The organism is Pseudomonas sp. SH10-3B (assembly GCF_019891415.1).
GTDB lineage: Bacteria > Pseudomonadota > Gammaproteobacteria > Pseudomonadales > Pseudomonadaceae > Aquipseudomonas.
Genome location: NZ_JAFLXD010000023.1, coordinates 13,782 through 27,788, shown reverse-complemented (window position 1 = coordinate 27,788; position 14,007 = coordinate 13,782). Strand labels below are relative to the sequence as shown.

Annotated in this window: 11 protein-coding genes; 2 read left to right on the top strand and 9 right to left on the bottom strand. The window is 62.0% G+C overall.

Annotated features, from left to right (window positions below; all coding sequences use genetic code 11):
* Nucleotides 1-37 precede the first annotated feature (37 nt).
* From J1G35_RS17895 to J1G35_RS17865, 7 genes are all read right to left on the bottom strand, one after another.
* Nucleotides 38-1,366 carry a TolC family outer membrane protein gene (locus J1G35_RS17895; protein ID WP_223015599.1) on the bottom strand — a complete coding sequence of 443 codons (1,329 nt, stop codon included), beginning with the start codon at nucleotides 1,364-1,366 and terminating at the stop codon, nucleotides 38-40.
* On the bottom strand, nucleotides 1,363-2,682 hold the full coding sequence (locus J1G35_RS17890; RefSeq protein WP_223015598.1) for an HlyD family type I secretion periplasmic adaptor subunit: 1,320 nt from the start codon (nucleotides 2,680-2,682) through the stop codon (nucleotides 1,363-1,365). Before J1G35_RS17890 ends, J1G35_RS17895 begins: the two co-directional genes overlap by 4 nt.
* Nucleotides 2,679-4,415: a type I secretion system permease/ATPase gene (locus J1G35_RS17885; protein WP_223015597.1), complete on the bottom strand. Its 1,737-nt coding sequence runs from the start codon at nucleotides 4,413-4,415 to the stop codon at nucleotides 2,679-2,681. Before J1G35_RS17885 ends, J1G35_RS17890 begins: the two co-directional genes overlap by 4 nt.
* Before the next feature lie 174 nt (nucleotides 4,416-4,589).
* Nucleotides 4,590-5,213 carry a heme acquisition protein HasA gene (locus J1G35_RS17880; RefSeq protein ID WP_223015596.1) on the bottom strand — a complete coding sequence of 208 codons (624 nt, stop codon included), beginning with the start codon at nucleotides 5,211-5,213 and terminating at the stop codon, nucleotides 4,590-4,592.
* A gap of 103 nt (nucleotides 5,214-5,316) precedes the next feature.
* Complete coding sequence (locus tag J1G35_RS17875; protein WP_223015595.1) at nucleotides 5,317-8,067, bottom strand: TonB-dependent receptor; 2,751 nt, start codon at nucleotides 8,065-8,067, stop codon at nucleotides 5,317-5,319.
* Between the two features lie 151 nt (nucleotides 8,068-8,218).
* Nucleotides 8,219-9,217 carry a FecR family protein gene (locus J1G35_RS17870; RefSeq protein ID WP_053137986.1) on the bottom strand — a complete coding sequence of 333 codons (999 nt, stop codon included), beginning with the start codon at nucleotides 9,215-9,217 and terminating at the stop codon, nucleotides 8,219-8,221.
* 63 nt (nucleotides 9,218-9,280) lie between these two features.
* The gene (locus J1G35_RS17865) at nucleotides 9,281-9,802 is read right to left on the bottom strand and encodes an RNA polymerase sigma factor (protein ID WP_053137989.1); all 522 of its coding nucleotides are present in this window, start codon (nucleotides 9,800-9,802) and stop codon (nucleotides 9,281-9,283) included.
* Between the two features lie 207 nt (nucleotides 9,803-10,009).
* Between J1G35_RS17865 and aroQ the strand changes: the two genes are divergently transcribed.
* Both aroQ and J1G35_RS17855 read left to right on the top strand, forming a co-directional pair.
* Nucleotides 10,010-10,459, top strand: a complete 450-nt coding sequence (gene aroQ / locus J1G35_RS17860) for a type II 3-dehydroquinate dehydratase (RefSeq protein ID WP_053137992.1) — start codon at nucleotides 10,010-10,012, stop codon at nucleotides 10,457-10,459.
* Nucleotides 10,456-11,304, top strand: a complete 849-nt coding sequence (locus tag J1G35_RS17855; RefSeq protein WP_053137994.1) for a shikimate dehydrogenase — start codon at nucleotides 10,456-10,458, stop codon at nucleotides 11,302-11,304. The genes aroQ and J1G35_RS17855 overlap by 4 nt, the downstream gene beginning before the upstream one ends.
* 48 nt (nucleotides 11,305-11,352) lie before the next feature.
* Here J1G35_RS17855 and J1G35_RS17850 read toward each other — a convergent pair whose 3' ends face one another.
* Both J1G35_RS17850 and quiC read right to left on the bottom strand, forming a co-directional pair.
* Complete coding sequence (locus J1G35_RS17850) at nucleotides 11,353-12,018, bottom strand: TetR/AcrR family transcriptional regulator (protein ID WP_053137997.1); 666 nt, start codon at nucleotides 12,016-12,018, stop codon at nucleotides 11,353-11,355.
* A gap of 80 nt (nucleotides 12,019-12,098) precedes the next feature.
* Entirely contained in the window at nucleotides 12,099-14,000 is a 1,902-nt protein-coding gene (gene quiC / locus J1G35_RS17845; RefSeq protein ID WP_223015594.1) for a 3-dehydroshikimate dehydratase QuiC, read from the bottom strand.
* Between the last annotated feature and the right edge of the window lie 7 nt (nucleotides 14,001-14,007).

The window sequence follows — 14,007 nt, the reverse complement described above, 5'->3', positions numbered from 1 at the left end:
ACGACAAAAAACCCGGCGAATGCCGGGTTGTAACCACTCATGCCGAAGGCTGGAAATACCCCGCCAACGCCCGCAAGTCCTGCTCACTCAGCAACCCCGCGTAATACTTCAACTGAATCCTGGCCAGCAGATACGCGTGCCGCGCATTCGCCAGGTCACGGCGGGCGGTGAACAATTGTTGCTCGGCGTCCAGCACGTCGAGGTTGACCCGCTCACCACCGCTGACGCTCTTTTTGGTCGCGGTGACCAGCGCGGTGGCGGAGCTGACGGCCATTTCGTAGGCGCGCACTTTCGCCGCGCCGCTGGTGTTGAGGTTGAATTGCTTGCGAAGTTCCACCAGCGTCGCCGAGGTGTGTGCATCCAGCTCGTACTGGGCCTGGGACAGTTGCTTGGCCGCCTGGCGCGTGGAGGCCGACACCGATCCACCGGCAAACAAGGGCAGGCTGACCTGAAGGCCGACGCTGTTGGTGTCGTACTTCTGGTTGTAGCTGCTTTCCGAATCGGAGCTGCTCTGGCGGCTGCTGGCGTACAGGCTGACCTTGGGCATGTGCCCGGCGCGTTTGCGCTCCACTTCGTAGGACGCCACGTCCAGCGCGTGGTGCTGGGACTTGAGTTCGGGGTTGTTGGCCATGGCCAGTTCACGCCAGGTTTCGAAGCGATTGGGCTCCAGCGGCGGGATGTCGAATTGACGGGTCAGGGGGGCCAACTCTTCGACCTGCAACGGCTGGCCGACAATCGCTTCCAGCTCGCGCAAGGCGCTGTCCTGAGCGTCCAACGATTCGATTTCCTCTGCCTGGGCCAGGCTCAATCGCGCTTGGGTTTCCAAGACATCGGTGCGCGTGCCTTCGCCGCCTTTGAGCAGACGATCATTGAGTTGCAGGCGTTCGGCAAATGCCCGCTTCTGCGCACGGCTCAACTCGATGCGTTCCTGCGCCAGCAGCGCCTGGCTGTAGGCGCTGAGCACGCGCACGGCCAGTTCCTGGCTCTTGCCGCGAAAACGCTCATCGGCCATCAGCGCCTGGGCGGTGCCTTGGCGAAAGCGCGCGTAGGCTTCGTAATCCAGCAACGGCTGCTGCAAGGTCAGGGTCGAGGCGTAGCTGCGGTAATCACGGTCGCTGGTGACATCGCCGACAGCGGTGCTTTGGGTGACTTCGGATTCATTGCGCGAGTTGTTATAGCTCCAGGACAGGTTCGGCAATAACGCTGCACGGCCGATCACGCGGTTCTCTTCGCCGGCTTCACGCTCCTGGATCGCCGCCTGAAAAGTCGGGTCATTGCGTAGGGCGAGATCGTAGGCGTCGAGCAAACCCAAGGCATGCACCGCCGGTGTAACGCTCAAACACAGGGTAAAAAGCAGCGCCTTCATTCTTCCACCAGCGCGATGTGGGTGCGATCCAGCAAAGGTTTGAACAGGTAGTTGAGCATCGAACGTTCACCGGTCTTGATAAAGGTTTCCACCGGCATACCGGGACGGATCTGCACGCCGTCCAGCTGTTGCATGCCCGCCGCGCTGACCTGGGCGCGCACGGTGTAATAAGGCTCGTCGGTGCGCTCATCGACCTGGCGGTCGGCGGAGACCAGCGTCACCTCACCGGCTACCCGTGGCGTGGTGGCCTGGTTGAAGGCCGAGAACAGCAGTTCCACCGGCAAGCCTGGATGCACTTTGTCGACCATTTGCACCGGTACCCGTGCTTCCACCAGCAACGGCTCGCCCTGGGGCACGATGTCCATCAGCGCCTGGCCGGGCTTGATCACCCCGCCTTCGGTGTACACCTCCAACCCCACCACCACCCCCGAAGCCGGCGCACGCACCAGGCTGTTGGCCAGTTCGAACTCGGCCGAAGCCAGGCGGTTGCGCAGGTCGTCGCTGCGGGTGCGGGTCTCGGCCAACTGGCCGCGCAGGTCTTTCTGGAAGTCTTCGCCGAGCTGGCGGATGCGCAGGCGCAGCTCCAGGACCTGGCGCTGCAACTGGCCGATGCGCCCGTAGTCCTCGGCAATGGCGCCGTCGACCTGAGCGTACAGGCGCTCGCTGTCGAGCAGGCGATTGCGTGGGATATAGCCATCACGCGCCAGCTCGCGCAGGCCTTGCAGTTGTTCATTCAATGCCGCGCGTTGCTGCAGCTTGCTCGCTTGGGAATCCCGCGTGCCGCGCAACTGCGCCTCGGCCCCGGCAATGGTTTCGCGCAGGCCTTGTTGCTCAGTGGACAGCGACTGGGCACGGCTGGTGAACAGTTGCCGTTGCAGATTCAGGGTGTTGGCCGCCTCAGGTTCATTCAACAATTCAGGGCCGAATGCGATGGCGGGCAAACCTTCGCTTTCCGCAGTCAAGCGCGCCTCGCTGGCCAGGGACGCCAGGTACTGACTGCGCAGCGACTGCATCTGCCCTCGCAAGGGGGTTTCCTTCAAGCGCAACAGCACCTGGCCGGCCTTAACCACCTCACCGTCACGCACGTCGATGCGTTCGACGATACCGCCGGCAGGGTGCTGCACGGTCTTGCGATGACCCGAGACCATGACCTTGCCCGACACCGCCACGCCTTTGTCCAGCGGTGCCAACGCGGCCCAGCCGATAAATCCGGCAAAGCCACCGAGCACCAGCCACCAGCCCAGGCGCGAATATTTTTTGTCATCCAGCGCCAACACCGTGTGAGGGCGGTCGCTGACCAGTACCGGTTTGCTCATGCCTGTTTTCCTTCACCGAGGCGGTAACTCATGCTCATGGTCGACACCGGCTTGCTGACTGCCGGTTTCTGCCGCGCCTCCAACACCCGCGCCGTAGGACCAAAGGCCTGCAACTGGCCGTCCTTGAGGATCAGCAACTGATCGGTCAGGCTCAGCACATTGGCTTTGTGGGTAATCAGGATCACCGTGCGGCGCTGCTGCTTAAGCTGGGTGATGGCCTGGAGCAGGGCCTGCTCGCCCACTTCGTCGAGGTTGGCGTTGGGCTCATCCAACACGATCAACGCCGGCAGGCCGTACAGCGCACGGGCCAGGGCCACGCGTTGTTTCTGGCCACCGGACAACCCCGCACCGCCCTCCCCCAATTGCGTGTCATAGCCTTGGGGCAGTTGCAGGATCAGTTCATGCACACCGGCCATTTGCGCAGCGGCGAGGACTTTGTCGGCCTCCAGCTCGGCAAACCGCGCGATGTTGTCGGCGATGCTGCCAGCGAACAGTTGAATGTCCTGGGGCAGGTAGCCGATATGCGGGCCGAGTTGCTGTTTGTCCCACTGGACCAGGTCGGCGCCGTCCAGCCGCACCTTGCCGGCCAGCGGTGCCCAGGCGCCCACCAGCACCCGCGCCAGGGTGGATTTGCCGCAGCCCGACGGGCCGATCACGCCGAGCACTTCACCCGCTGGCAGGTTGAACCCCAGGTTCACCAGCGCCGGCCGACGGCTGCCGGGGGCGCAGGCGCTGATGTGTTCGACGCTCAACTGGCCCTTGGGCACCGGCAGGCTCATGCGCGGCGGTCGCGCCGGGTTGGCCGCCAGCAGCTGCGACAAGCGCTCGTAGGCCAGGCGCGCCGAGCCCCATTGCTTCCAGACGCCGATCAGCTGGTCGATGGGGGTCAGCACCCGCCCCATCAGGATGGAGCCGGCAATCATCATCCCCGGCGTGATATCGCCCTGCACCGCCAGCAACGCACCCAGACCCAGTACCAGCGATTGCAACGCCAGGCGCACGCCCTTGGACCAGGCGGTGACAGCGGCGGTCTTTTCACTGGCCAGATTTTGCTCGGCGAGGAACGCTTGGTGCTGGTTGAACCAACGCCCGCGCAAGGTGGCGAGCATGCCCATGGCTTCAATGGTGTCGGCATTGCGCAGGTTGGCGGTGGCCTGCTGGCTGGCGTGGATGGACAGTTGGCTGGCCTGGGCCATCGGCGCCTGGCTGACGTGGTGGTTGATCCACGCCAACGCCATCAATACCAGCGCGCCGCCCAGCGCCAGCAGGCCAAGCCAGGGATGGAACAGGAAGATCACCAGCAGGTACACCGGAAACCACGGCGCATCGAAAAACGCGAACAGCGCCTGGCCGGTGGCGAACTGGCGCAGGGTGGTCAGGTCATGCAACGCCTGGCCCGCCGCCTGGGTGCCGCCCTTGAGTTGCGCTTCGAACGCGGCGTCGTAGACCCGCTGGTTCAGGCGCATGTCCATCTGCGTGCCGAGGCGGATCACCACTTGGCTGCGCACCCACTCCAACGCGCCCATCAGGCCGAACAGGCCGAGGATCATCAACGTCAGCATGAGCAGGGTCATCTGATTGCCCGAGGCCAGCACCCGGTCGTACACCTGCAGCATGTACAGCGCCGGGGCCAGCATCAGCAGGTTGATCACCGCCGAGAACAGGCCGATGTTGAAGAAGCCACTTTTATAGGCCGTGAGGGCGGCCAGGGTTTCGTTGCCGGCGTGGCGCATCTGGGGATTCTCGTGGGGTTGAGCGTGCAGCGTCGCCGCGTTGACAGGCGATACGACGCTGCGCAGAATTCGGCACCGCCGTCGCCGGAAGAGTTAGAAGGCTTGGGCGACGGCGGTGTAATGCAGCGAATGGGAGAGCGATCTTCCATTCGCTTTTTTCATGCAGCAGCAGGTTCAGGCGGCGAGTGCCCAGTCCTGTGCCACGTCCTGCACGCCCACCAAAGCAACGTCGGCGGTGGCAGTGGCAGTCGCGTGGCTGGCGACGGCGGCGGCAATGTCGTCGAAGGTGCTGTTGAGGTTCTCGCCGATCGAACCCAGCAGATCAGTGAGGACGGTCTCCAGGGCGGCAGTGTTGCCCTGCATCAGGCCGTAGATCACGCTCTGCACTTCGTTACCGACGCGACCGGCATCCGAAGCGGCGCTCAGGTCGAGGCCGTTGAAGGCGACCTTGAAGTCGGTCAGGCTGAAATCGCTGCCGCTACCGCCGCCGAGGCCGGTGCCCAGTTGAACGTTATCCAACTCGCCCCACAGGAAGTGGTTCTGGTTGCTGCTGGCCGGCAGCGAAGGGTTGAACACGTAGTGCAGGCCATTGCTGGTGTCGCTGTCGGCGATGAAGGCGTAGTCGGAGCTGTTGGCGCCGTGGGTAGCGTACTGGTCACCGCTGAGGGAGCCGTTACTGAAACCACCGGTATTGCTGCTGCCGTGGCCGGCGGTGTTGAAACCCAGGGCCCATGCGCTCAGGTATTCCCCGACAGTGAAAGAACCCAGGCCAGAATCGTAGCTAACAGAAATAGTCATCACTAAACCTCGTTAAACAACGCTATTGATGAGTACGCACAAGCGGCGCACTTTTTTACCCACCGTTGGGTAAAACCGTTAATCACGTGCCGATGCACGTTGATCAGAATTTGTATTCCAGCATCCCGCTCAGCGTGCGACCGCGGGCCAGGCTGAGGTTGTTGGCATCGCCCATGGCGACGAAATAGGCTTCATCGGTGGCGTTTTCCAACGCCAGTGCAATGTTCAAGTGATCGGTCATCCAGTAACTGGCGTACAGGTCGTAGAGGGTGTATTGCGGCCACATCGCCTGGTCGAGCAAGTCGTAACCCTGTTGATTGAGGTTTTCGCCATTGCCCGCGCTGTAGCGCACGCGCACGCCGGTATCCAGGCGCTTGTCCAGAAAGCGCGCGCCCAAGGTCAAGGAGCCACGGTCGGCAGGCATATAGGTGGCGTTGCCCATGATCCGGCCACAGCTCTCCTTGTTGTTGGCGACGTCATCGTCCAGCACTTCATAGCTGGTCACGAAGCGGATGCGGGAAACGCCGTTCGCGTCGACATAGCGCTCGATACGCGAAGTACTGGGGCCATTCTTCTTCGCGCCCCCCAGGTAATAGTTCTTCGAGCAGAACTCATTGCTGCCGATCATGTGGGTGTAACTGAGGTTGGCGTACGCGCGGCCCATGTCGTAGTTGAGCTGGTACTCAAGCCCACGAAAACGCGTGGGATTGGTGTTGTTGACGTAGGCCATGTTCCCGAGAAAACCACCTGCGGTGGTTTCTGGAAGGCTGACGCTGGTGTTGAGAAAGGAGAAATTTTCAATCCTGGTATCAAAGTAAGCCACCTTGACGCCCAGGCGGTCGTCACCGAACAGCAGCCCTTCCTTGAATACGTTCATCCCCACTTCCCAGTCCTTCGACTCCTCTGGCTTGAGGTAAGGATTGGGGAACACACGCTCACCCGAACCGCCACCATGGGGACGGCCGGTCATGAAGGTTTCGGTCACTGCCGGCGGTCGCCAGCCCTTGCCCCAGCGCGTATAGAGTTGCAGCCAGTCCAGGCCAGGTTTGACGGCGATGCCGAAGGTGGGGGAGAACTGCCCTTCCTCGCGATCAATGTCGTAGACCTCAGCGACACGCTTGGCGCCCACCAGGCTGCTGTAGAAGCGATCACGACGGTACAGGGTCAGCCCGGTTTCGCCTTCGAGCCGATAACGGTCATACCGCAGGCCGCCATCGAGGGTCAGCCAATCGCCGTATTCGTATTGCAGGTTATTGAACAGGCTGGCGATGGTGCGCTTGCCCCCCGGCGTGCCGCCCTCGGCGTAGGGCAGCAAGCCGAGGTTGTTGACGGCTTCGACCTTGTTGGTGCGTGGCTTGAACTCGTCCTGATACAGCTCCATGCCGTAGTTCCAGCTCACATGCCCGCCCTCGCCGAAATCAAAGCGCGAGGTGTTATCGCCCTGCAGGCCCCAGGTATCGGTCTGGAAGTGGTCGGTATAGGCCCCTACATAGTTGCCCGTGCCTACCGTTGCCCCATTGGCTGCGTTGCTTCGATCCAGCTGGGTGGTGACGTAATACACCTTGGCCTTGAGGTCGATCAGCGGGTTATCCGGCGTATAGCTGTAGTCCAGCGCAAAGTTCTTGGCGTTGAGGTTGTTCTTGCTGACCCGTTGGTAGAAGACGCTCTGGTTATCGTCGCTGGTATAGGCCCAGGCGTCGTTGCTGTCACTGTCGCTTTCCAGGTAGCTCAGCTGTACGCGCTGGTCATTGGGCAGGTTGAGGCCCAGCTTGAGGATCTGCGAGCGGGTCACGCTGCCCATATCCCCGACTTCGCTGTTCAACCAATCATCGAACGCGCCGGGCATGGCCTTGCGGGCACGCATGTTAGTGCCCAGTTTCTGGTCGTTGTGGGTACCGGCGCGGTAGTTGCCGAAATGCCGCTCGCTGTAGCCCAGCAATACATCGCCGCGCTCATCACCAAAGGCAAACACGCCGCTGCCGTTGAAGTCGGTGCCGTTACCCAGCTCACCGATGCCGCTGCCGGCGCGAAGGCGGCCGCCGTAGTCCTTGCCGTCCTTGAGAAACTCACTGGCATCCAGAGTCTTGAACGAAGCAATGCCACCCAGCACCGCCGCACCGCCCTGCCCCGACTGACTGCCCTTGTCGATCTCGATGCTGGAGATGAACTCCGGGTCGATCAGCATGGTGCCGTTGCGTTGCTGGTGGCCGTTGACGTTGAAGTTCTGGCGCATGCCGTCGATGTTCATGTTCACGCGGCCATAGTCCTGCACACCGCGAATATTCACCGACAGGCCGGGGTCGCGCTGGTTGACGGCGGTGTAGACGCCGGCGGTTTCTTCAAGCATGTCGGCGGCGTGACGGGGCGGGCGTTTGTCGATCATGTCACGGCTGATCACCGCCACCGACTTTGGGCTCTGGTACACCCAGTCGCTGGCCTGGCCATTGGTGTTGCCGTTGATGGTGGTGGTGCCGACGGTGATGGCACCCGCGTGGTCGTCGCTGACACGGTTAAGGGTGACCTGGCGCTCGCTGGTAAAGCGATACTCCACCGGTGCGGCGCCGAGCAAACGGCCAAGCCCTTCCTGCACGCTGAAACTGCCTTTGAGCGCGGTGCTGCTCAAGCCTTGCAGGCGCTGACTGTCGAACAGCACCTGCAAACCGGCCTGATCGGCGAAAGCCAATACGGCACTGCCCAAGGATTGCCCAGGGATATCGAACGCCAGCACGGCAGGTTGGGCAGCGCCCGCTTGAGGCTGAGCCGCGTACACGGGAGCTGCCGCGGCGAACAGGCCCAGGTGGATGGCCAGGGCTAACCGGCTACCGGTGATACGCCCCTTGGTGAGTGCTGACATTTCTGGTTTCCCTGCGCTGATCGTATTTTTTGTTTATGCGAATGCTTCTCACCTAGCAAGACGTACGAAGCGCAGGAAGTCAGTAAGACTTTTTCAAAAGTTTTTCAGCAGGGGGTTTTAGGCGGGTGGGAGCGGATCTCCCCCCGGGTCATCAATAGATCAGGCTGAGGCCGGCCAGGTCCAAGCGTTGCACTTGCAGTTCCTGGGTCAGGGTGCCGAGGGCGGTGTCGAGCATGTCGAGGCGGAAGACGCCGCTGACTTCGCGATCGCCCAGCGCCGAGTTGGTCAACACCACTCGCCCAGGACGGTAGCGGTTGAGCTGCTCGACGACCTTGGCCAAGGGTTGCCGGTCGAAGATCAGCACCCCGCGTCGCCAACTGGTGGCGCGCTCTACGTCGAATTGATCCAGCGGCATAATGCCGTCCTCGGGGCTGTAGCGAGCGGCCTGGCCTTCCTTGAGCACGCGGTCACTCGGGCCTCTGCTCGGTGTGGCGTGCAACGAGACCTCAACGCTGTGCTGCAACACGCCCACCCAGGCCCGGCGCTCGTCCTCGCGCTGCACCACAAACCGCGTGCCCAGCGCCCGCGTCTGCCCGCCGGCGCTTTGCACCACGAACGGACGGGACTCCTGCCCTCCCATCGGCGCCACCGCAAAAATCGCCGAACCCTGGATCAGGCGAACTCGCCGTTGCACGCCGTCATAGTCCAGGCGAATGGCACTGGCGGAATCCAGCTCCACCGTGCTGCCATCCGCCAGGTGCACGGTGCGCACCTCGCCCTTTTGGGTGACATAGTCGGCCTGCATGCGCAGCCAGGCGTCCGGCCCGCGCATCCAGCCGACGCCGGCCACCACCACGACCAGCGCGACCGCCGCCGCACGTTGCCAGGGCCTTCGTCGTGGGGTTCGGCGCACCGGCATCGCCGCCGCAGACGGACGCTGGCGATACACCGGCTCGTCCTTATGCACCTCGCCCAACGCCGCCCAGGTCTGCTCGGCAAAGCGCAGCGCCGCTTCGTGGCGACTGTCGCAGGCGATCCAATGGCGCAGCTCGGCCTGTTCCTGGTCGGTCAGGGCACCGGCGTGCAGGCGCACCGCCCACTCGGCGGCCTCCTCGGTAATGCTGTGCTGTTGCTGACCCTGGCTATTCACGTGTGAATCTCGAATTTTTCGTTATGTAACGCTGTGACGTCTGACCTGAGGTTTTTCCGTAATTCATTCGTCGGATGGCGCCACCTCACCGTCCTGCAAGCGCTGCATCACATACGCCAGCGCCTTGGCCAAGTGCTTTTGCACGGAACTGTCAGAGATGTCCAGGTGCCGGGCGACCTGGGCGTGGGTCATGCCCTCTATACGGTTCAGATGGAAGATCTGCTGGGTTCGTTCCGGCAGCTCCGCCAACGCCTGCTTCAATGCCTGTCGCTGTTGCTGCGCCATTGCCTGAGCCTCCAACCCGGCGACTTCATCTTCAATCTCGGCCAGCGCCTCATGGGGCACGGAATCGGTCTTGCGCCGCGCTTCCTGGCGAATATGGTCGATCAGCAGATTGCTTGCCGTTCGATACAGATAGCCCTGGGAGTTGTCGATACGCTCGCCGGCCGGTTTTTCTGCCAGGCGCAGGAAGCTCTCCTGGACCAGGTCGGCCGCCAACTGCGGGTCCCGCACCTTGCGCGCCAGATACCCGCGCAGGGTATCGGCGTGCTTGAGAAACAGGCCTTTGAGATCCACGTCCGACAAACCGACTCCCTGGAATGTAAAGGAAACAGGCGGGCATCTTAAGCGTTGTCGAGAATGATTTTCAATTGATATCTAATCTGATTCGAGTGTCGGACACGCCTGATTAACAGTTCGATAATCGAACACATCCGCCGCCATCAATTGACCAAATTAACCAACCAGTACATTTTATCCCCACAACGAACAAGAACTGTGGAGATACCCTTTATGCCGCCCATCGTGCTGGTGCTCAACGGCCCCAACCTCAACCTGCTCGGCACCCGCGAGCCTGCGACCTACGGCCACGAAACCCTGGCCGACGTGGCCGCTCTGTGTGGCCGCAGCGCCGAACAACTGGGGCTGAAAATCGAATTTCGCCAGACCAACCACGAAGGTGAACTGCTGGACTGGATCCACGGCGCCCGCGCCCGCTGCGCTGGCATCGTCATCAACCCGGCGGCCTGGACGCACACCTCGGTGGCGATTCGCGACGCCCTGGTGGCCAGTGAAGTGCCGGTGATCGAGGTGCATTTATCCAATGTGCATGCCCGTGAAGCGTTTCGTCACCACTCCTTTGTATCGCCCATCGCCAAGGCGGTGCTCGCGGGTTTCGGCAGCCATGGCTACCACCTGGCCCTGGAACATTTCAGCCAGTTGTTGAAGGGGTCGAACCGATGAAAACGCGCATTCTCGCCGGGCTGATCGGCGCCGGCATCCAGGCGTCCCGCACCCCTGCCCTGCATGAGCAGGAGGGTGATGCCCAAGGTTTGCGCTACCTGTATCGGTTGATCGACCTTGAGCCCTTGCACCTGGACATCAACGCCCTGCCCGATCTGCTGCACGCTGCCGAGCTGATGCACTTCACAGGATTGAACATTACCTACCCATGCAAGCAGGCAATCCTGCCGCTGCTCGACGATTTGTCCGACGAGGCCCGAGGCATCGGCGCGGTCAACACCGTGGTCTTCAAGGACGGCAAGCGTATCGGCCATAACACCGACTGCCTGGGATTTGCCGAGGGTTTTCGCCGCAACCTCAATGATGTGCCGCGCCAACGCGTGGTGCAGATGGGCGCGGGCGGCGCCGGCGCAGCCGTGGCGCATGCGCTATTGGCGGAAGGAGTGGAGCACTTGAGTATTTTCGACGTGGACGCCAGCCGCGCCCACGACCTTGTGGATAACCTCGCCCAGCGTTTCGGCACCGGCCGCGCACAGGTTGGCACCGACCTTGAAAACGCCATGGCCGAGGCCGATGGCCTGGTCAACACCACGCCCATGGGCATGGCCAAACTGCCCGGCACACCGGTGCCTGCGGCCCTGTTGAGAGCCGAACTGTGGGTGGCTGAAATTGTGTATTTCCCGCTGGAAACCGAACTGCTGCGCGACGCCCGCGCCTTGGGCTGCCGCACTCTGGATGGCGGCAACATGGCAGTGTTCCAGGCGGTGAAGGCGTTTGAGCTGTTCAGTGGCCAGGTACCGGATGCGCAGCGCATGCTCGCGCACTTCAAGAGCATGAATACCTGAAATGTGGGAGGGGGCTTGCCCCCTCCCACATTGGGTTAGGCGATGGACTCAGGCCTGCAGGTAGCGCATTACCGACTCACAAATCATCTCGCGATGCCGCTGTTTAATTGCCTCGTCCGACAACTCGATCTGAAAGATCTCACTGAACGTATGCCGGTTGGACACCCGATAAAAGCTGAATGAGTTGATCAGCAGGTGCACGTCCAACGGTTCCAGCCCCTCGCGAAACAGCCCCATCTCAGCCCCTCGGCGCAAGGTGACACCCAGCGCTTCGAGGATGTTGCTGTTCATTGCCTTGATCGAGTCCGAGCGTTTCACGTATTCGGCGTTGTGGATATTTTCGATGCTGACGATGCGCACGAAATCGACGTTCTGATCGTGGTGATCAAAGGTGAACTCCACCAGCCTGCGGATCGCTTCACGCGGTTCCAGGGCGGTGAGGTTCATGCGCGTTTCGGTGTTGCGGATATCGCCGTAGAGCTTCTCCAGCACTTCGACGTACAACTGCTCCTTGCTACCGAAGTAGTAATAGATCATGCGTTTGGAAGTATGGATGCGCTCGGCGATGGCATCCACGCGAGCGCCGGACAGGCCCTGCTGAACAAACTCGACGACGGCTTCCTGGAGAATGTTCTCGCGGGTCTTTTCCGGGTTGTTCTTGCGACTCTTGCGCGGTGTGTCTGACACAGCGGAGAGATCGGGAGTCAGGGTCATGGTGCACTCACGGCCATTTTTATTTTGCAGGCCGCGATTATGGGCCGAGGCGCTCCCCGAAGGAAGCACCTGGCCAGCGGTTATAACCGTGACTGGCGCACTGCGCCGCTGCGGGATTTGGCCATCGCCGCCAGGCGCACCGCCACATTGGCCGCGCCGTAGCCGGCATAGCCATTTTTGCGCTGGATGATCTCGAAGAAAAACCGTCCTTCGAACGCCTCGGTGTACACATGAAACAACTCACCGCCTTGGGCATCACGGTCGTACAACACGTTGTAGTACGCCAGTTCGCTGAGGAACTCATCATCGAAATCAAAGCGCGCAGCCAAGTCGTCGTAGTAGTTGAGCGGGATATCCAGCAGCGGCACCCCGGCCTCCTTGGCGCGGCGCACTTCGGCGAAAATATCCGCACAGTCGAAGGCAATGTGATGCACACCCGAGCCGCGATAACTCGATAGCGCGTGGGAAATCGCGGTGTTGCGGTTCTCGGAAATATTCAGCGGTAAGCGAATCGAGCTGCAACGGCTGCGCAGCGCACGGCTTTTCACCAGGCCGTAAGGGTCGGGCAGCACCACTTCGTCATCGGCTTCGAAATCCAGCAGGCTCTTGTAGAACAGCACCCAGCTGTCGAGGCTGTCGGCCGGCAAGGCCATGGCCATATGGTCGATGCGCAGCAAACCACCGCTGGCAGCGCTGGACGCTTGCAGATTGAAGTCGGTGTCGTAGATCCCCCCCTCACTCTGATCCACCAGGTAAATCAGGCTGCCATCCGGCGCGCGCACCGCCGCCAGCTCCAGCTCGTTGGGCCCGACCAGGCCGCGATAGGGCTGGCCCTTGTAGGCCACCGCGCGTTCCAAGGCCTTGGCGCTGTCCTTGACCCGAATCGCCGTGGCGCACAACGACGGCCCATGAGCCTCGAAAAAGTTATGCGCAAAGGAATACGGTTCGCAGTTGAGGATCAGGTTGATATCGCCCTGGCGCAGCAGGCTCACACTCTTGGAGCGGTGCTGGCCGGCCTTGACGAAACCCAGGCGCTCCAGCCAATGGGTGAGCTTGGCGCCGAGATTTTCATCCACGGCGAATTCGAGGAACTCGATACCGTCGTACTCGCTGGCCGCGGGGGTATCAAACAGAATCTCGACAGGTTGCGCGGGCGCCTCCTGTTGCAGGCGCTCGCGGGTTTTCTCTTCCAGGTACAGCAAGGAACGCAGGCCATCCGCCGCATTCGCGCGGGTCGGCGCGGCGCGGAAGCCATCGTTGAAAATTTCCAGGGACAACGGCCCGGTGTAGCCACTCTTGATGATCGGCGCGAGGAACCCCGCCAGGTCGAATTCGCCTTGGCCGGGGAAGCAGCGAAAATGCCGGCTCCACTCCAGCACATCCATGGCCAGGATTGGTGCGTCGGCCATTTGCACAAAGAAGATCTTGTCGCCGGGGATCTGCGCGATGGCACTCGGGTCGCCCTTGAGCGACAGCGTATGGAAGCTGTCGAGCAACACGCCCAGGCTCGGGTGATCGACCTGGCGCACCAGGTTCCATACCTGCTGCCAGGTGTTTACATGCTTGCCCCAGGCCAACGCTTCATAGCCAATGCGCAGGCCGCGACGACCGGCGTGTTCGGCCAACAGGCTGAGGTCGTCGAGCAGGATGCGTTCATCGCCGACGCAATCGGCCGAGGCATTGCTGCACACCAGCACCAGGTCGGTGCCCAGCTCCTGCATCAGGTCGAACTTGCGCTCGGCGCGCTCCAGGTTGCGCGCCAAGCGATCGCGGCGGCAGCCTTCAAAGTCGCGAAACGGCTGGAACAAGGTGATGGCAATGCCGAGGTCGGCGCACATCTGCCTAACTTCCCGAGGGCTGCCGTCGTAATACAACAGGTCGTTCTCGAAGATCTCAACCCCATCGAACCCGGCGGCGGCAATGGCTTCGAGCTTCTCCGGCAGGGTACCGCTCAAAGACACGGTGGCGATGGAACGTTGCATGGGTGAC